This window comes from Rugosimonospora acidiphila, from assembly GCF_039543385.1.
In the GTDB taxonomy this organism is placed as follows: domain Bacteria; phylum Actinomycetota; class Actinomycetes; order Mycobacteriales; family Micromonosporaceae; genus Rugosimonospora; species Rugosimonospora acidiphila.
Genome location: NZ_BAABJQ010000007.1, coordinates 13,148 through 30,214, shown reverse-complemented (window position 1 = coordinate 30,214; position 17,067 = coordinate 13,148). Strand labels below are relative to the sequence as shown.

The window sequence follows — 17,067 nt, the reverse complement described above, 5'->3', positions numbered from 1 at the left end:
GTGTCCCCGCACTACCTCGACGCCTTCGCGGCGGCCCCGGCGTCGCCGTCCGGATCCTGCGCGAGGCGAGCGGCGGGCCGCGCCAGGCGGTGCCAGGTCGCGAGCAGCCGGGACGCCTGCAACCGCGGCGTGAACTCGTCCTGAATCCGGCGGCGCATCATCCCGGCGCGGCGGCGTGCCAGCTCCGGATCGCCGCCGGCCTGCCCGATCGCCGCCGCCAGCGCGCCCGCGTCGTCCGCGGGGACCAGCCAGCCGCCGTCCTCGCCGAGCAGCTCCGGGATGCCGGACACGGCGGTGGTGACCACCGGTACGCCTCGGCTGGCCGCCTCCATGAGGAACACCGGGATGCCGTCGAGGTCGCCATCGGCGCCACGCCGGCAGGGCAGGACCGCGACGTCGGCCGCGGCGAGCGCGGCCATCGCCACGGTGTGCGGCACGGCGCCATGGAACGTCACGACGGTGCGTACCCCCTTCAGGCCGGCCTGGTGCTCGAGGCGGTGCCGCAGCGGCCCGTCTCCGTAGACGTCATACCGTACGTCGTGGCCCGAGGCGACCAGTCGGGCCACCGCATCCACGGCGACGTCGATGCCCTTCTTCTCGACCAGCCGCGCGACGCTCACCAGTCTGGTCGGCCCGCCGGGCCGGGCGGCGTCGCCGGTCGGGCGCTCGAGCTGCTCCCCGTCGAACGCGGCGCGGACCACGCCGTGCGGGACCGCGGACATGTCCACGCCCTTGTCCGCCAGCTGCCGCGCGGTCGCGGCCGAGATGACGAACAGGTGGTCCAGCCGGCCTAGCCGGCGCTGGAGGGCGGCCGGATCGGCGTCCAGCAGAAAGTCGGCGGCGTGCGCCATCGCCGTGACCGGCCGGCCGAGCTCGCGGCCAAGCAGAACGGCGAGCGCGGTCGGCAGGTTGACGAAGTGCGCGTGGATGACGTCGGGGTCGAACCTCGCCATCCGGTCGGACAGCGTGACCGCGCACGCCGCGGCGAGCAGCGCGCGGGGCAGGTAGGACGCCCCGAACTCGGTCAGCCGCCCGGCCACCCGGGCGGGGTGCGCGGCACAGGCGCGCAGGACCCGGCCGGCCTCGACGCCGCGACCACCCGCGGGTCTGGCCACGAACGCCTCGACGCTCGCACCCGCGGCGCGCACCGCGCGGATCTCGGACTCGATGAACGTTTCGCTGAAACTCGGCGGGCGCGACAGCACGTACGCGATCCGCAGGGGCCCGCCGGCCCTTCCGTCCCGGTTCATCCGCCCAGTCCCCCTTCCGGCCGCCCGGCCGGCTGCTCCTCCGCCTGCCGCCGCACGGGCTGTCGCGGGATCGGCTGTCGCGGGACCGGTCGCGCGCCCGCCCCGACGACCTCGCGGAAGAACCGGCCGTGCGCCAGCGCGCACTCGTCGTCGGCGAGGATTCCGGGGGTACGCGCGGCGGCCTCGGCCAGCCGGGTCCGCAGGTCGGCATCCTCGGCCAGCGAGCGCAGCGCCGCGGCGAGCGCCTCTGCCTGGTCCGGTGCGACGAGCAGCCCGTTGACGCCGGAACGGATCCACTCGCTCGGCCCGCCGCCCTCGGAGGCGACGACCGGCTTCGCGTAGGCGAGCCCCTGCAGGACCGACTGGCCCAGAGGCTCCGGCCGGATCGAGGCGTGCACCAGGATGTCGAGCGAGTCGAGCAGCCCCGCGACGTCCTCGACGTACCCGAGCAACGTCACCTGGCCGGCGATGCCCAGCCGTGCCGCCAGTGCGCGCAGTTCGTCGGTGTACCCGGGCTCATCGGGCTGCGCCGCCCCGGCCAGGTACGCGCGGACGTCGGTGTCGCGGAAGGCGAGGGCGAACGCGTGCAGGAAGACGTGCTGGCCCTTCCAGTGCTGCAGGCGCCCGACCACCCCGATCCGGCGCACCGGCCGGGCCGCACGGCCGGGGTCGGGCCCGTCGGGCGCGTGTATCCCGATCGGGCTGGGAATCACCGCCGCCGGAACGCCGGACGGGATCAGGCCCGCCGCCGACTCCAGCGTCGAGGCCGAGTTGGCGATGACACCGCTGGCCCGCCGCAGCGCGATCCTGGTGAACGCCGTGAAACCGGCCCGGCCCAGGCTCTGCGGGGTCACCAGGTCCCGCAGATGGACCACCAGCGGGACCGGGCGCCCACGATTGGCCAGCGCACCGATGATCGCGGCGGCCGCCGTGTTCGCGTGCACGAGGTCGGCGTCCCGAAACGGCGGGCTGGACGCGAGGCTGCGCGCACCGGCCCGGAGGGCCGCGAGGTACCGGATGGCAAGCGCCGGGCCGCCGCGGGTACCGCCGCCCGGCAGGCCGGGCAGCCGCCGATCCAGCTCGACGCCGCGACCGGCGAGCCCCGCGAAGGCATCGTTACTGTCCTCGGCATCGTGACTGTCCTCGGGGCCGCCGCCACCCGGCGGCGCGCACAGCGCCGCGCGCCAGTCATACCGCGCGCCCAACAGTCGGACCAGGGCCAGTTCTGCGCCGCCACGATGAGCGGTGTGGTTGACGTGCACCACGCGCAGCGCGGGCTCGCTCTCGTCGCCAGCCCTCATGCCGGCAGCGTATACCATGTTCTGCCGGGCCCTTCCCGCTCATGCATCCCCGCCCGGCGCCCCTCGACCGGCGCCGGGGCGACCCGGTGACGAGCGACCCGGCCACCGACCCTGAGGAGCGAGACGTTGGCGGCAGCGGACCTGACACCCGCACCCGGCGGGCCCACCGACGCCGATGCCCCGCCGGACGAGGCCGTACCGCTGGCGGGCCGCAGCGTCGCCCTGGTACACGAGTGGTTCGCGGCCACCGGCGGATCGGAGAACGTCTTCGTCGCCATGGGCGAGGCGCTGCCGCACGCGAAGCGGTACGTGCTGTGGCGCGAGCCCGACGCCGAGCGCGGCCGGGGCTTCCAGGAGTCCTGGCTGGCCCGCACCCCGCTGCGCCGCGCCAAACCGTTGGCGCTGCCGGTCATGCCGGTGGTGTGGCGGACTCTGACGCGGGAACGCTTCGAGGTCGTCATCTCCTCCAGCCACGCCCTCGCGCACACGGTCAAGCTGCCCGGCGCGGACACGCGGTACCTGAGTTACGTGCACTCGCCGGCACGGTATGTGTGGAGCCCGGATTACGACGCCCGCGGCTCCGGCGGCCTGCTCACCCTGCCGCGCAAGGCTCTCCAGGTCGCTGACCGGCGGCTGAGCAGGCACGTGCACAGCTATGCGGCCAACTCGCGGGAGGTGCGCGAGCGCATCCGGCGGTTCTGGGGGCGCGACGCCCGCATCATCAACCCGCCCGTGGACGTGGCATACTTCGCCGCCGCCCCGCCCGCGCTGCGCGCCCAGGAGCGCCGGTATCTGTTGGGCGTCGGGCGCTGGATCCCGTACAAGAACTTCGACCTGATGATCGAGATCGCGGAGGCCGCCCGCACGCCGCTGGTGATAGCCGGTTCGGGCCCGCAGCACGCGGCGCTGCGCCGGACGGCGGACAAGGTCCGCACGCCGGTCACCTTCGTGCACCGCCCGAGCCGCGAACGCCTGCGCGAGCTGTACTGGGGCGCCCGGGCCCTGCTCTTCCCCACCCACGAGGACTTCGGCATCATCCCGGTCGAGGCGCAGGCGTGTGGCGCGCCGGTGCTGGGGATGCGCCGGGGCGGGCTACTGGAGACGGTGGTCGACGACGAGACCGGGGTGCTACTGGGCGACCAGGACCCGACCGGGTACGCGGCGGCGCTGCCCCGCGTCGACGGGCTCGACCGCGAGCGCGTGGCCGCCCACGCGTGGGGCTTCTCCGCCGAGGTGTTCCGGACCGGGCTGACCGCGTGGCTGCATGACGACGCGACCTGACCCGCTTCGCGAGCGACGCGCGGATCAGCGGCCGCTGCGCCGGAACACCTCGGTGATCGTGCGCAGCAGCACCTTGGTGTCCAACCAGAGCGACCAGTTCTCGATGTAGTAGTTGTCGAACCGGGCCCGGTCCGGGATGGGCGTGTCGCCGCGGAACCCACTGACCTGCGCGAGCCCGGTCAATCCGGCCTGAACCCGGTGGCGCATGGCGTAGTCGGGGTACTCGGCGGAGAACTTCTCCACGAAGTACGGCCGCTCGGGGCGCGGCCCGACCACGGTCATGTCCCCGCGCAGCACATTCCAGAACTGCGGCAGCTCGTCGAGGGAGGTACGGCGCATGAAGCGCCCCACGGCGCTGACCCGCTGATCGTTGGCGATGGACCATTTCGTGCGGGATTCGGCGTCGTCCCGCGGCCGCATGGTGCGGAACTTGATGACCTCGATGGGCACGCCGTCGCGCCCGATGCGCTCCTGCCGGAACAGGATGCCCGGGCCGCCGTCGAGCCAGGTGGCGAGCGCGCAGAGCAGCAGCACCGGGCTCAGCAGGACCAGCGCGAGCGACGCGACGACGATGTCCGAGCCGCGCTTGATCGCCCACCTCGGGCCGGACAGCGTGGTGTTTGCGATCTGGACGACCGGGATCGCACCCACGTGGTCGGACAGCGCGCCGTGCGAGCGCGAGCCCCACAGCCGCGGTACCACCCACAGCTCGCAGCGGGCGCAGCCGGGCTGGCGCATGAACTCCATGAGGGTGGACTCCCCGCAGTCGGGGTCCGCGATGATGATGACGTCGCAGTGGGTCATCGCGACCGCGGCGGGCAGGTCGTCCAGGGTTCCGGCCAGCCGTACGGGGGCCGTACCCCCACGGGCCTCGGCGTCGACGTAACCCACGAAGCGCAGGCCGTAGCGCGGGTAGTTCTGCAGCGTGCGGGCTAGCGCGACGCCGATCGGGCCGCAGCCGATGACGATGGCGTTGTGCTCGACCCACCGCTTCCGGCGGGCGATCAGCGCCAGGTTCCGGCTCAGCATGCGCCCCACGATGACCGAGCCCGCCGACAGGGCCACACCCTGCATGAAACCGGTCCCATAACCGACGGAGTCGTGGCGCACGGCCGCGATGATCCCGACGACCGCGGCGGCGGCGAGCAGCCGGCCGCACAGATTGGGCAGCTCGTCGAGGATGCTGATGTGGCGGCGCACGCGGTAGAGGCCGCCCGCGGCGAAGAACACCATGGTCAGCGCGGCCGCGGATAGGGTGCCGCGCCAGTACCGGGTGCTGATAGCCAGCGGCACGAGCAGCGCGAGGAGGTCCATGGGCGCGGTCAGCATCCAGGCCCGCAGCCGCCTTCTGCCCGAGCCGGGGCGCACGCGCGGCGGGGCCGGCGCGAGCGTCCCGGGCTCGTCCGGGCTCACGCCCCGCCCGCCGGTACGGGGACGGGGGACTCGCGACTCCCCGTCGTACCCGCCGCCGTCATACCCGGAACCGGCCGGCGTCTCGTCCGGCAGCGACGATCCGGCTCCGGGGACCCCCTCGGCCGCGAACTGGTCGGCCGCGATCTCGTCCGCGCCGGGCGGATCGGCCATCGGCCCGCGCGCGGTCGTCGGCCCGCAGGCCCCCGCTGCCGAGCCCGAGATCTCCATGATTTCCCCCGTTCCGCCGGCGGACGCTGGCTCCCCAACGGCGATCAAGCACGATACGACCGACCACGCCGCAGGGTGCCCGGCGGCACCGGTGTTACTTGGCCGCGGCCACGATGGCGGGGACGTTGTCGTCGCGGACGGCGGCGAACAGAGTCTTCGCCTTGGTGGTGTCGGCGAACACCACGCTCTGGTCACCCTCCATGCCGGTTCCCTTCGACGGGCTGGTGAAGAACGACAGGTTGTTGCTGCGCAGGTTCCTCAGCTGGGCGGCGAGGCTGAGCAGCGAGAGCGTCTGGTCCACCTGCACGGCCTTGGCGGTCGACTTGACGAAGGAGTTCAACCGGGTCGGGTTGGTCAGCAGGTCGCCGGAGGCCGCCTTGTCCAGCACAGCTTTGATCATCTGTTGCTGATGCTGGATGCGGGCGAAGTCACCGTCGGCGAAGGCGTAGCGCTCGCGCGAATAGTCCAGCGCCGCCGCACCGTCCATGTGCTGCATGCCCTGGTTGAAGTGTCGGATGCCCGACGGATTGAGTGAGTGGTGGGAGGTGAACGCCTGGTCGACGTCGATGTCCACGCCGCCCAGCGCGTTGATGATCTCCTCGAAGCCGGCGAAGTCGACGAGGACGACGTGGTCGATGCGTACCCCCGTGAAGTCCTCGATGGTCTCCACCGTCAACGGCACGCCACCCCAGGCGTAGGCGGCGTTGATCTTCGCGTCCACGTTGCCGTGCTTGCCGTTCGCGGAGCGGGGTACGTGCACCCAGGTGTCGCGAGGGATGGAGATGAGTTGCGCGCTGCCGCCCCCCTTGGGCAGGTGGGCGAGGATGATGGTGTCGCTGCGCGAGCCCGAGGTGTTCTCCGGGTCCCGGGTGTCACTGCCCAGGATCAGCAGGTTCTCCGCGTCGGCTGCCACCTTCACCGGCCGCGACTGCACGGGGACGCCCGAGAAGGCGTTGACCCGCTTGACGCTCTTGTCCACCGAGTGCACGTAGAGCCCCGCGGCCGTGACGCCACCGGCGACGAGCACCACGAGCACGAGCGCGCAGATCAGGATGACCTTCCGGGCGCGGTGGCGGCGGACCGGCTTCTCGACGAGCGCGGTCTCGATGGGCTGACCACCGGAGCCCTGACCCTCTGTGGCCTGACCCTCTGTGGCCTGACCATTAACCGTGGCCTCACCGACGCTCGGGTCGGCTTCGGTGGAGCCGGCCTCGGCGGCGGGTGTCATCGCGGAGCTTGCGTCGGAGGTGCCGTCGACGACGCTGGGCAGACTCGGATCAGCGGGACCTGGGCGGCGTGGCATGCCGCCCATGGTACTGAGGCCCCGCGGCGACCCGGCGCCCCGTGTACCGTCGCGGCGGCCGGCCTTGGCCATTCCGATACCGGCCAGATCGCCTAGCGACTTGCCCGCGGGCGATGACCAGGATGGTGGGTACGAGAAGAGTTCCAGGGATTGGCAAAAGATGGGAAATACTTCAATGTGACAAAGAGCTGGGCTTAGGAATAATCGGGCGGCGGGCTCGGCGGAGCGGTGGCGATGGAAACAGTCGCGCCCCCATCGAACCGCGCCGGACGGTCACGGTCAGCCGGGCGGGAACAGCGGCAGCAGGTGCGGCCGGAAGCCGTCAAGGTAGCGCTCCGGATCGGCACGCAGGACCGTGGCAAGGACGGTGCCGTAGACGTCGCGGAAGTCGGTCGACGCCTTGAGGTCGCCGTCGTCGAGGTCGGTCAGGCTCGGCTGCTCGCCGTAGAACCCGCCGGCCACCCGGGCACCGGCCACGAGAATCGGGGCGGCCGTACCGTGATCGGTACCGTCGGAGGCGTTCGCCCGTACCCGCCGGCCGAACTCGCTGTACACCACCACGACCACCTGCCGGCCGGCCTCGGTCCGCGCCATCCGGTCGAGGAAGCTACCCAGCGCGGAGTCGAGCTGCCCCAGCAGGTACTGGTGCGCGTCGCGCTCGTCGGCGTGCAGGTCGAAGCCGCCGAGGCTCACCGAGTAGACCCGGGTGGGCACGCCCACCTCGACGCAGCGGGCCACGAGTTCGAGCTGGCCGGCGATCTCGCTGTCGCCGCCGGTGCCGGTGGCCGGGCCGGACACGCCGTCATCGGTCGAGACGGAACCGGCCGGCTTATCGGCACCGCCAATCACGTGCTCCATGGTGACCAGGTCGGCGTAGCTGTTCGCGGCCCGGGCCTGCATCTCCGGCTCCCCCGCCTGCGGGCGGCCCAGCGCCGACACGGTGGCGGCGTCAATCCAGGTCGGCAGCGAAAAGCCCTGGTAGCTGATGCAGGAACCGACCCGGGCCTGACCGGCGAGCACCGGCGGCAGCACGGGTTCGAAGCTCACCGCGACCTCGCGGGACGCCTTCGTCCCGTCCAGCCAGCGGCCGATCCAGCCGGTCGTGGCGGGCTTGGTCGGCGTGGCGCTCTGCCAGATGTCCATCGAGCGGAAATGGCTGCGGTTGGGCGACGGATACTCCACGCCCAGGACGATCGCCAGCCGCTTGTTGTCCCACGCCTGCTTCATGCGCCGCATGGCCGGGTTCAGGCCCAGCGAGGCGTCGAGGTGCAGCACCTGCTCCGGCGGGTACGCCAGCTCCGGGCGCGCCGAGTGGTACGCCGGATCCGCGTACGGGATGACGGTGTTGAGTCCGTCGTTGCCGCCGTACAGGGTCACGAGGACCAGCCGGCTGACCTTCTGGCGGGTCCAGGCCGGCTGGTCGTTGGTCGCCGTACCCAAGAGCTCGGCCAGGCCCATCACGGCCCCGCCGGTGGCCAGCGCGGCCGCGCCGACGACTCCGGAGGCGCGCAGGAACCGGCGTCGAGTCAGTGCGTCCATGTCAGGTCACCAGATATTCCGGGCTCACCATGCCGAGCACCATCAACAGTCGCGAGTTGCGTTCGCCGCGCAGCAGCGCGTACGTGCGGTTGGTCCACGTGTCGACCCCCAGCACGTACGCCACGTCCTGCGGCGTGAGCCGGGTGTCGACCGCCAGATTGGCCAGCTTGCCCGCAAGGCTCAGCCTCACCTGGGCCGCCGCCGAGGTGAGCCAGGCCGCGCCGGACGGCCAGCCGCCCACGCTGGGCGGGGTGAACGGCCGCTGCCCCAGGCCGGCCAGCCCGTCGCAGATCTCCGTGAATGTGGCCGCGGGGATGTCGGCCGGGCGGATGTTCAGCTGCCGCATGGCGCCGACGATCCACTCGATGGGCTGCTTGACCATCGTGGCCCGGGTGGCGCGGAAGGCGTCGTCGGCGAACAGGACGGCCAGCATCGCCGTGGGCGAGGGGAACTTGGCCGTCATGGCCTCGCGCAGGCGCGCCGGGATCGGCTGGGTCGACGAGCCGTAGCGGTACCACAGCCGGGAGGCGATGAACTGTGGGCAGGCCGGGCGCCGCAACACCAGGTCAACCAGGCTGCTGGCGCCGAAGTTCGCGGTGGCGCCCAGGATCGTCTTGCTCCCGCCGTCGAAGACGTCGGCGTCGAAGACGCAGCGCCGCCCGGCCAGATCGATGCGCCAGCCGGTCAGCGCGCGGCCGGACGCCTTGACGTCCTGCTCCGTGTAGTTACCGATGCCGAGGGTGAACAGTTCGAAGAACTCGCGCGCGAGGTTCTCGTTGGCGGCGCCCCGGGTGTTGAGCTGACCGTCCAGCCAGTAGACCAGCGCCGGGTCGACGATCATCTGGTGCGCCAACGCGGAGAAGTCGCTCGCGCCGCGCATGGTCAGGTGCTGGGTCAGCATGAGCTGAGCGCTCTTGACCTTCGTGACCGAGGTTGCCCAGTGCCCCTCCCAGAAGAACACCAGCCGCTCCATGGCCTGGTGGTCCGCGGCCGTCATGCGGTCGAGCCACCACCGGGTAAGCTGCGTGACCTGGTCGGCGCGGGTGGCGTCGAAGCTGGTGCGCTGGCTGACCGTCGGGTTGGGCTGCCGCGCGTACGGGTCGGGTCCCAGGTCGGGCACGGGTGCGCTGGTGGCGCCGATGTCCGGCCCGGGCGGCTGGAGCATGGCCGACAGGGCGGCCGGGTAACCGGCCTTCCTCGCGGCGGCCAGTTCGGTGGCGGTCGGCCCGAAGCCGGCCCTGCCCAGCAGCAGCGCGACATCGTCGCTCATGGTGTCAACTTAGACGACGACGGGCATCGCGAGAAACCGATGACCCTCTCATCGCCGTAGGAGAAAACGAGAAGGGAACCACGGTGACCGTCGTCAAGGCGAAGGCGACCGCGGACCTCTAGGGCCGCGACCTCGCCATCGGCTACGACCCGGAGATTCTCGCGTGTGTCGCGATGCGGGCACACGACGGGCCGGCAGGTCACAGGTCAGACAGATCCGTTCGGGTGGCCCAGCACGGGCGGCGGTGACTCGTCACGATGGTTCGCCCAGGCGTCGTTCTCGCCGGCCCACGCGGTCTCGTCGTCGAACAGCGACCGGCTGACCGGACCGGGCTGCGCCGACCCCGAGGCAGGGCCACCTCCCATGACCGGCGGCGGCAGCGACGCGGACGAGCCGGTGGCTGTACTGGCGGTGGAGCCCCGCGCCGCCGCGAGCCCGCTGCCGGTGGAGGCGGCCAGACTCGTACCGGCGCCCTGCAACGATGTCACGGTGCCGATGAGGCTCGGCGGCAACGGGGTCGCCGCCCCGGACAGCGGTGACACCAGCGAGGGCGCGGACAAGGCCGGCGACGCCATGGCCGGCGACGTCACGGCCGGCGGCGGGCCGCCGATGGTCCCCGCCAGTTGCGTCGCCACAGGGGCGGCCAGCGTGGCCGCAGCCGGCACCACCGTGGTGCTGACCGGCGTGACCACTGCCGGCACCACCGTGGCATTGGCCGGCGTGGCCCCGGCGTCTTGAGCGTTCGCGACGCCGACGTCGACGGCGAGCGCCTGCCCGGGCAGGTCGGGCGACGGATCAGGCGCCGGTGTGGACCAGTCGCTGCGGTCGGCCAGGTCGTACGACACGGCGAGGTCGGCCACCACCGTGACCAGCTGGTCATGCGACTGGGCCAACTCCGCGTCGGTCACCGTGTGACCGAGCAGCGTTCCCAGCATCGCGTCGTGCTCCCAGTCCGTGTCGTTGGTGGGTGCCGGCGTGCCGCGGGACTGGGCCTCGGTCAGCGCCACCGACATGGTCGACAGGCCGGTGTGCAGATTGATCGCCTGCTCGGCGAGGCCCTCCGCGAACGACGCGGCGAGCCCGAGGCGGTACTGGTATTCTTTGCTGGTCTCGCCGGACCACGACGCTTGGAGCTTGGCGAGGTCGGCGCGCAGGTCGGCCGCGGTCGTCTGGAGGGTCTGTGCCGCCGTCTGCCAGACGTCGGAGAGGGCGTCCAGGCTCGGCGGAGCGCCGGCGCTGAGCTCGCGATAGAGCTGCGAGTGCTCGACGGCCTGGTAGCGTTCGACGTATTCGTCAGACATCGGTGTTCGCTCCCCGGATCATGGCACTGCTGTCCGTGATCGCGTTGGTCAACGAGTCGCCCGAACCGCCAGAGAGCACCTTGCTGAGCTGCGGGTCCTGCCGCAGGATGTCCGCGAGCACCGGGTCGGAACGCACGGCGGCACGTGCCGCCCGGTCATCGTTGAGCACGTCGCCCGCGGTCTTCAACGAAGCCACGCTGTTGTGGCCGCGGGTCTCGTAGGCGTCGAGGATCGAGCCGATGCCCGCGTCCGACACGGCTAGCGCGAGGATCAACCGGCGCAGTCGGGCGACGAAGTCGACGCGAAGCGCCTCGTACCGCTGCTCGGCCTGTTGGGCGTGGTAGAAGCTGCCGAGTTGCGGTGCGTCGCTGTGAGTGAGCGTGGTCAGCGCGCTGGCGATCTGCTGCAGATGGGGTGTGAGGTGGTCACGGAAGTCCTCCATTTCCTGGAGGTCGACCAGAATTCCGTCCGCGCTCATGACGAACCGTCCATTACAAGCCGGCAGAAGTGCATTCGTTTAGCGAAAGTCTAGCCGATCAGGCGTCGTGATGGCGATCTTCACCGCCGTCACGCGGGGCTCGGACTCGGCGTGGCCTTGACGGTGTCCGGCGCGACGAACAGGGCCGCGGCGCTCGGATCCAGCGCCGGACCTGTCGGGATCAGGGCCAGGATCGAGCTGGGTATCGGCACAGGGTGCACGCCGGCAAACCCGAGCGACGACTGCACGGTGGCCGTGTTCGCGGGTGGCAGCGGGTACTTCAGGCCCTGGTCGGTGACCACGTACACATTCCCGGTCGCGGCCGAGCCCGTCGGCAGCAACGTGGCGGCCAACGCGCCCCGACCACCGGGCAGCGCCACCCGATCGGCCACCGGTGAACCATCGGTGCCGACCGGCGGGGCCGCGGTATCCGTCAACGTCATGTCCGCGGCGACGCGCGCGTAGGACAGCACGCTGACCGGCTGGTCGAGTGTGGTGCCACCGCGGTACACCGCGCAGGCCATGGCGAACCGGTCGTCAATGCCGTGGGCCGTCGGGACCTCAGCCGGCAGTCCGGTGGGCTCGACGCTCGTGTCCACCAGGAACCGGCCGATCTCCTGGGCCGAGGCATCGGTGATGCGCTGGCCGGCCGCGGACCACAACTGCGCGGTCAGCTCTCCCACGTGCGCCAGGCCGTTGGCGAGCACCACGTAGAACTCGTTCTGCGCGCGGACCAACTGGCCCACTGTGGTGGGCGAGCCAGCGATCACGACCGGCGACGGCTGGCCCGCCCCCGGGATGGTGAGCGGCGTGAGATCCGGGCCAGCCGGCAGGGCGTCGAGGAATGCCGGCGTGACCGGCGCGGGGCGCACGCCGGTCCAACCCAGGGCGGCGATGACGGCGTTGTCCCTCACCCGCAACCGGTGGTCGTGCCACACCAGGTACCGGTCGGTGCTCACCCCCGCGGTCACCAGGACACCTTCGTTGACGGGAAGCGCGGTGCCGCCGTCGGGAACGGTACCTACGAGAACATGGGTGGCCAGGACCACCGACGTCGGTGACCGCGGTGCGGTACAGACACTCCACGGCAGGCCGACCAGGGAACTCTTGTCCGGCAGGGTGTCTGGCACCCCGGGGATGCCCACCGGCAGGCCGCGCGGGATGTCCCGCAGCGGGGCGCGGGACAACGTCTGCACCGGGGGATTGGCTTGGCCGAGGATCAGCCGCGCCGAGGTGAAGTTGAGGACGGGGTGCAGCTCGCCCTGACGGTAGATGTACGTCGCTCCGGTCTCGCGCTCGAGGATGATGGAGTTCTCCGCGGGGCGACGACCGCCGGGCACGAGCAGCCCGTAGACGAGGAAGCCGGCGATGACGAGCACTGCCACGGCGGCGCTGGCGGTGATGGACAGGCCGAACCGGCGCATCGGCAGCTCGGTGGTTTCCGGTTCGCCGGAGAGGATCGCCGAGACGATCCGCCGGTTGAGGAACTGGTACGCCTGGTTCTGCTCGCGCCGGCTCCAGCTCGCCATCCCGTCACCCATCCCGTGTGCGCGCTTGCGATTAGCAGCCCGGGCCGGCGCGGGCGAATCCGACCGCGGGGGCGCGAGTAACCGCCTGAGTCGGTGCGGGCTGCCCCGACGCGCCAGCGGTTCAGGCGTTCTTGCGCCGCCCGAGTTCGCGTGCAGGTGTGCCGCGCGAACTCGCGCGCTGTGGCCACATATTAGTGGTGCTCCACGTGCAGTTCGTAGTTGCCCCCGCGGGACTGCGTCACCCCCGGGAAGGCGCCGTGGTGGGTCGGGTCGGGCCACTGCGGCGAGGACGCGCCGCTGTAGCGGAAGACGTCGGGCGCGTCCGCCAGCTTGTTCCTCAGGTCCTGGATCCTGCGGTTGGTGTTGTTGTGGAAGTTGTCCATGGCGGTCTGGTAGTTGGTGATCGCCGGGGCGACCTGCGTCAGCCGCTGCGTGAAGGTGGCGCCGAACGCCACCAGCGCGCTGACCGCGAGGGCCAGCTGGACTGGCGGGAAAAAGATGGCGTCGATGACGATGTACCCCAGGTCGATGAGGGACGCGACGAGCAGGATCCAGAACATCAGGATCTGTTCCATGAGGTTCTTCAGGGCCGAGATCAGCGAGTGAAAGTTCTCGCTGGTCTGCCGCATGAGCTCGCCCGCGATGTCCGCGAGCTCCCCGATGAACTGGGCGGCGGTCGCCTGCGCCGGGATCTGGGTCGTGTACGCCCTGCCGGCGCTGCCTCCCCAGGGTGCGGGCTGGGTCGGGTCGACTGGTCCCACGGCGCGCGCCCGGTCCATCGCGTTGGCCCGCGCCTCGGCCTCGCTGGTCACCCGAGCCCGGTCGTCGTTGATGTCCGCGACGCCCTGCTTCACCACATTGGTGGCTGCCTTGATCTGCTTCCAGATGTCGGCGTCGTGGTCGGCGATTTCGACGTAGTCCCACTCGACCGGGGCGAACTTCTCGTACTGGTCGGTGCCCACCTTGACCAGTTCGTCCAGGGCGTTGAGTATCGGCTGGACGGTCTGGTCCGCCACCGATTTCAGCGGCCCGAACGCGTCGGTCCTGGTGCGGGCCGTCTTCACCCAATCCCGTGCCTGCAGGATGCGCTCGTAGTAGTCGCGCGTCTGCTGGCGGAGCTGCTCGAATGCCTGTTTCTCCGCGGTGGTCACGTCCTAATCCCGTCCCACGGTCCGCAGCAACGCCTGATGACGGGTGGTCTCCGTTTCGTAGTAGTCGAGGATCTCTGACAGCGTCTCGGCGATGTTGTTCTGCGCCGTCCACCCCTCGACCGCACGGTTCTGCGCCCAGTCTGCGACCTGCTGGTGCGCCTCCAGGACGGGACGCAGAAAGGTCACTTGGCGGGCCTGCCAGTCCGAGATCCACTGGGGGTTGGTCACGTGTGCCAGCGCGCGGACCGCGCCGCGGACCAGGTCGCCGGACGGAAGGTCGGTGCTGGCGGCGGGCTGGCCGCGCCACGCCAGCTGCTGCAGCAGCCCGGCGATCTTGCCCACGTCTGGGGCCAGGTCGTGCCAGTCGTCGCGCTGGCGGCGCAGGTAGTTGTACTCGACCCGGATCGCGGTCTCCGCCGCACTCGCCATGGACGCCTCCCTGTCCTTACCTGCCGCCGGTGGACGCTTGGCCGTCCACGGCGAGCACTGCCTTCGCTGTCTGGAGCAGTTCCTGGTCGGCGGTGGCCGCGCGGGCGGCGCGCAGCTCTGCGACGGCCGCGGCCAGGGCGTCGTTGAGCTCCTGGGTGTCGCGGCCGGCCACCCAGTCCGGATCGGCGCTGCAGCGTAGTGCTCCCGACTCGTGCAGGACGAGCACCAGCCTGCCTCGTCCACCGGTTCCCACGGCCCGGGCACCGGGCTGGTTCACGGCGGCGGCCACCTCACCCACCGCGGCGGACGCGCGGACCAGGTCCGCCACCAACGCCGGCAACGCGCCCGATTCCCGCGTCCGCGTCGGCGGCAGCGCTACGGCGGGTGGGAGATCTGGTGGCGGTGGCGCCTCACCGGTGAGGTAGCCCAGCAGTGCGGCGAACCGCTCGGGCCACTGGTCCGCCGACACCGCATCGGCCACCACATCAGCACGGGCCCGAGCCGTTTCCTGGCACACCTCGGTGACCACGCGGGCGAACTCTCCCAGGCCCACCGTGCGGCGCCAGTCCGGGTGCACCTCGATTCGCAGCGGCAGACCGTCCGCCGCCAGCATCACACTGACCGCATCCGTCGACTGGGTAACACCGGACACCTGGGCCGTCGGCTCAGCCGTCAGCGCCTCCAGTGCGGGAAGAACACGGTGGAGACGCTCGACCAGCGAGTGCAGGTCCGACTCCACCCCGCCTCGCGCCTCCCGACCACCAGCTGGGCTCGATTGCACGAGACCCAACGTTCGGGCGCGCGGGTGAACAGATAATGACGAGCAACCAAGTACGCTTCGGCGCGGCCGGGAACTCCTGCGCCGTCACCGACCGGTGTCACGGGTACGGCGGATATCCAAACGGGCTGGGCGGATCCGGCAGCGGAGCAGGCACGGGAGGCGCCGGTACCACGGGAGCGGGAGGCCCGGCCGGTACCGGGCTGGACCAGGGCGGGACGGAGAAACCGTCGCGCCCGTTCTGCTCGCTGTTGGTCACCGGCTGCCACGCGCCGTCCTTGTTGCGGCCCATGTCCGGGAACTCGGCGGTGTTCGTCGGATCGGGCCAGTGCCCGTTGACGAAGCCCCCGGGCATCGTGGTCAGCTGGAGGATTTTGTTGTTGAAGCTGTCGACCCCGGCGGCGAGCGTGTCCAGGTTCTTACCGAGCCCGACCCAGGCCTGGATGATGGCCAGGAGGCGTTCGACGAAGACGACCGCTATGGCGGCCAGGCCGATCGCGACCCGGTTCGCCACCACCGCCGCCCATAATACGGCGCCGATCCCGCTCGCCTCCGCGGCGAGCATGATGCCGGCGAGAGCCAGGACCGACCGCCAGAAGTTGCGGATGGCGGTTCGAAACGCGATGAGGATGGCGATGGCCGCCCACATCCAGTTTTTGAAGGCGGCGAAGAAGTCGTTGTAGCTTCCGCGGGCGGTTCGTAGCAGGGTCATGGCCTGGTCGGCGTAGTCGTAGAGCAGTTGGGTGGCGTCCAGCTGTGGTTTGAAGGCGGCCCGGTAGGAGTCGCCGGTGAGGCCCGCCCAGGGCGAGCCGTCGGCATTGCCGTGCGCCGCCTGTCCGCTGGGCACGTGCTGCCCGAGGTACGGCAGGGGGATCTGGGCGATCGGCGGGCGCATACCGTTGGACTGGACGGGCTGGTTCGCCTCGAATTTAGCGAAGTACTGTGAATCGTCCACGGTGGAGCGCCGGTTGGCGAGGGCGTCCTGCACGGCGGTTCGGACCGTGTCCGCACCGGTGTCCGAGCGCAGCGCCGCACGCGTGCTCTCGTCCGAGCCCATCGCCTCCATCCAGCGGGTGAGGTCTCTCATGATGCCGGCGTGGTCTCTGATGTGGGCCCAGGTCGCCATGTCCTGCGACGCCAGTCGGGGAAATTCCCAGTCGTAGTCGGTCAACCTGTTGACCCAGAGGTTGGCGGCGTTGACCAGGGTCTTGTACCCCTGGCCGGCGACGCCCAGGTACACCTGGAACGGGCCAGTCGCGTCGATCGCCGCCCGAACCGAGTCGGCGGCGGCGAGCAGTTGCTGGTAGTCGGTCTTGATGCTGTCGCGCAGCTTCTCGTAGTTCGCGTAGTTGGTCTGGTCAGCCACGGTGGCCCTCCATCAGCGTCACGGTCCCGACGGCCGGTTCTGTGGTGCGGCTGGCGGTGCGACAGGCGCCGTGGGCGCGACCGGGTTGGCCTGCGGGGCTACGGGTGCGTTCGGCGACGGGACGCCCCCGGTGACCGTGTTGAGCAGCGCCCGGCTCATTTGCTGGTTCTGCTCGTACCACTTCTGGATCAGTTCCAGCCGCTGCGCGATGTGGTACGTCGCGGTCCTGCCCTCCGCGGAGGCCTGGCGGAAGAACTGAATCGCCTGATCGTGGAGCGTGAAGAGTCTCGGCATGACCCCGCTCGTGCCACCGGTCAGCACGAACTGCCCACTACTGCGCTGGATGTCCGCGTGCTCGGAGTTCACCTGGGCTTTCCAGAACTGCGCGTTGGTCTTGATGAACTCATAGTCGACGCGGATCTCGGCGTCGTTCTGGTCAGCCATTTCCTG

15 protein-coding genes are annotated in these 17,067 nt (G+C 71.1%); 1 reads left to right on the top strand and 14 read right to left on the bottom strand.

Annotation, left to right across the window (positions count from 1 at the left end; translation table 11 throughout):
- Positions 1 to 11: 11 nt before the first annotated feature.
- On the bottom strand, positions 12 to 1,250 hold the full coding sequence (locus tag ABEA87_RS14160; protein WP_345629669.1) for a glycosyltransferase: 1,239 nt from the start codon (positions 1,248 to 1,250) through the stop codon (positions 12 to 14).
- The gene (locus tag ABEA87_RS14155; protein WP_345629667.1) at positions 1,247 to 2,551 is read right to left on the bottom strand and encodes a glycosyltransferase; all 1,305 of its coding nucleotides are present in this window, start codon (positions 2,549 to 2,551) and stop codon (positions 1,247 to 1,249) included. Before ABEA87_RS14155 ends, ABEA87_RS14160 begins: the two co-directional genes overlap by 4 nt.
- Before the next feature lie 126 nt (positions 2,552 to 2,677).
- Here ABEA87_RS14155 and ABEA87_RS14150 point away from each other — a divergent pair, with 126 nt between their 5' ends.
- Positions 2,678 to 3,832: a glycosyltransferase gene (locus ABEA87_RS14150; RefSeq protein WP_345629665.1), complete on the top strand. Its 1,155-nt coding sequence runs from the start codon at positions 2,678 to 2,680 to the stop codon at positions 3,830 to 3,832.
- A gap of 24 nt (positions 3,833 to 3,856) precedes the next feature.
- On the opposite strand, the gene ABEA87_RS14145 is transcribed toward ABEA87_RS14150, so the two are convergent.
- From ABEA87_RS14145 to ABEA87_RS14090, 12 genes are all read right to left on the bottom strand, one after another.
- The gene (locus tag ABEA87_RS14145) at positions 3,857 to 5,473 is read right to left on the bottom strand and encodes a sugar transferase (RefSeq protein ID WP_345629663.1); all 1,617 of its coding nucleotides are present in this window, start codon (positions 5,471 to 5,473) and stop codon (positions 3,857 to 3,859) included.
- A gap of 94 nt (positions 5,474 to 5,567) precedes the next feature.
- A complete protein-coding gene (locus tag ABEA87_RS14140) occupies positions 5,568 to 6,776 on the bottom strand; it encodes an LCP family protein (RefSeq protein ID WP_345629661.1) in 1,209 nt (402 codons plus the stop codon).
- A 279-nt stretch (positions 6,777 to 7,055) separates the two neighbouring features.
- A complete protein-coding gene (locus ABEA87_RS14135; protein ID WP_345629659.1) occupies positions 7,056 to 8,315 on the bottom strand; it encodes a DUF1501 domain-containing protein in 1,260 nt (419 codons plus the stop codon).
- Position 8,316: 1 nt separating this feature from the next.
- Positions 8,317 to 9,585 carry a DUF1800 domain-containing protein gene (locus tag ABEA87_RS14130; RefSeq protein WP_345629657.1) on the bottom strand — a complete coding sequence of 423 codons (1,269 nt, stop codon included), beginning with the start codon at positions 9,583 to 9,585 and terminating at the stop codon, positions 8,317 to 8,319.
- 206 nt (positions 9,586 to 9,791) lie between these two features.
- A complete protein-coding gene (locus ABEA87_RS14125) occupies positions 9,792 to 10,886 on the bottom strand; it encodes a WXG100 family type VII secretion target (protein WP_345629655.1) in 1,095 nt (364 codons plus the stop codon).
- Positions 10,879 to 11,364: a hypothetical protein gene (locus ABEA87_RS14120; protein ID WP_345629653.1), complete on the bottom strand. Its 486-nt coding sequence runs from the start codon at positions 11,362 to 11,364 to the stop codon at positions 10,879 to 10,881. The genes ABEA87_RS14125 and ABEA87_RS14120 overlap by 8 nt, the downstream gene beginning before the upstream one ends.
- 89 nt (positions 11,365 to 11,453) lie before the next feature.
- Complete coding sequence (gene eccB, locus ABEA87_RS14115; protein ID WP_345629652.1) at positions 11,454 to 12,893, bottom strand: type VII secretion protein EccB; 1,440 nt, start codon at positions 12,891 to 12,893, stop codon at positions 11,454 to 11,456.
- A gap of 191 nt (positions 12,894 to 13,084) precedes the next feature.
- Entirely contained in the window at positions 13,085 to 14,044 is a 960-nt protein-coding gene (locus ABEA87_RS14110; RefSeq protein ID WP_345629650.1) for a hypothetical protein, read from the bottom strand.
- Positions 14,045 to 14,047: 3 nt separating this feature from the next.
- Entirely contained in the window at positions 14,048 to 14,473 is a 426-nt protein-coding gene (locus tag ABEA87_RS14105) for a hypothetical protein (RefSeq protein WP_345629648.1), read from the bottom strand.
- 16 nt (positions 14,474 to 14,489) lie between these two features.
- Positions 14,490 to 15,212, bottom strand: coding sequence for a hypothetical protein (locus ABEA87_RS14100; RefSeq protein ID WP_345629646.1), 723 nt, complete (start codon positions 15,210 to 15,212; stop codon positions 14,490 to 14,492).
- A 139-nt stretch (positions 15,213 to 15,351) separates the two neighbouring features.
- A complete protein-coding gene (locus ABEA87_RS14095) occupies positions 15,352 to 16,617 on the bottom strand; it encodes a hypothetical protein (RefSeq protein WP_345629644.1) in 1,266 nt (421 codons plus the stop codon).
- An 18-nt stretch (positions 16,618 to 16,635) separates the two neighbouring features.
- Positions 16,636 to 17,061, bottom strand: a complete 426-nt coding sequence (locus ABEA87_RS14090) for a hypothetical protein (protein ID WP_345629642.1) — start codon at positions 17,059 to 17,061, stop codon at positions 16,636 to 16,638.
- Positions 17,062 to 17,067: the final 6 nt, after the last annotated feature.

Excerpts from the sequence above, each read along its gene's own strand:
- ABEA87_RS14160 (WP_345629669.1), bottom strand. The coding sequence starts at position 1,250 with ATGAACCGGGACGGAAGGGCCGGCGGGCCCCTGCGGATCGCGTACGTG.
- ABEA87_RS14155 (WP_345629667.1), bottom strand. The coding sequence starts at position 2,551 with ATGAGGGCTGGCGACGAGAGCGAGCCCGCGCTGCGCGTGGTGCACGTC.
- ABEA87_RS14145 (WP_345629663.1), bottom strand. The coding sequence starts at position 5,473 with ATGGAGATCTCGGGCTCGGCAGCGGGGGCCTGCGGGCCGACGACCGCG.
- ABEA87_RS14140 (WP_345629661.1), bottom strand. The coding sequence starts at position 6,776 with ATGCCACGCCGCCCAGGTCCCGCTGATCCGAGTCTGCCCAGCGTCGTC.
- ABEA87_RS14135 (WP_345629659.1), bottom strand. The coding sequence starts at position 8,315 with ATGGACGCACTGACTCGACGCCGGTTCCTGCGCGCCTCCGGAGTCGTC.
- ABEA87_RS14130 (WP_345629657.1), bottom strand. The coding sequence starts at position 9,585 with ATGAGCGACGATGTCGCGCTGCTGCTGGGCAGGGCCGGCTTCGGGCCG.
- ABEA87_RS14125 (WP_345629655.1), bottom strand. The coding sequence starts at position 10,886 with ATGTCTGACGAATACGTCGAACGCTACCAGGCCGTCGAGCACTCGCAG.
- ABEA87_RS14120 (WP_345629653.1), bottom strand. The coding sequence starts at position 11,364 with ATGAGCGCGGACGGAATTCTGGTCGACCTCCAGGAAATGGAGGACTTC.
- eccB (WP_345629652.1), bottom strand. The coding sequence starts at position 12,893 with ATGGCGAGCTGGAGCCGGCGCGAGCAGAACCAGGCGTACCAGTTCCTC.
- ABEA87_RS14105 (WP_345629648.1), bottom strand. The coding sequence starts at position 14,473 with ATGGCGAGTGCGGCGGAGACCGCGATCCGGGTCGAGTACAACTACCTG.
- ABEA87_RS14090 (WP_345629642.1), bottom strand. The coding sequence starts at position 17,061 with ATGGCTGACCAGAACGACGCCGAGATCCGCGTCGACTATGAGTTCATC.